We start from the raw sequence: 552 nt of genomic DNA on the forward strand, positions 1-552 counted from the left end.
CGGCCTGGTCATCCTCTCCCAGGACGTCCACCGGATCTTCGGCGGCGTGGTGCCCGAACTGGCCAGCCGGGAACACGTCCGGATGCTCGACCCGGTCGTCCAGCGGACCCTGGCCGAGGCCGGCGTCGGATGGGACCGGGTGACGGGTGTCGCGGTCACCGCGGGGCCGGGACTGATCGGCGCCCTGCTGGTGGGGGTGATGTACGGCAAGGGCCTGGCGCTGAGCCTCGGGGTGCCCCTGATCGGCATCCACCACCACGAGGGCCATCTGTTCGCGCCGCTGCTCGAGGACCCCGACCTGACGCCGCCGTTCGTGGCGCTCCTGGTCAGCGGCGGCCACACCATGCTGCTCGACGTGCCCGCCTGGGGCGAATACCGCCTCCTGGGGCAGACGCTCGACGACGCGGCCGGCGAGGCGTTCGACAAGGTCGGCACCATGCTCGGCCTCCGGTATCCCGCCGGCGCCGCGCTCGAGCGCCTGGCGGCCACCGGCAACCCCGATCGCTACGACTTCCCCCGCCCGATGCTCAAGGACCTGAGCGAACCGGGACG

At 72.8% G+C, this 552-nt stretch carries 1 protein-coding gene; it reads left to right on the forward strand.

The window, feature by feature from the left end; genetic code table 11:
- Positions 1–4 precede the first annotated feature (4 nt).
- Positions 5–552, forward strand: a 548-nt coding sequence (locus L6Q96_23535) for a tRNA (adenosine(37)-N6)-threonylcarbamoyltransferase complex transferase subunit TsaD (GenBank protein ID MCK6557520.1), incomplete at its 3' end; no start/stop codon positions are given.

This window comes from Candidatus Binatia bacterium, assembly GCA_023150935.1.
In the GTDB taxonomy this organism is placed as follows: Bacteria; Desulfobacterota; Binatia; order HRBIN30; family HRBIN30; genus JAKLJW01.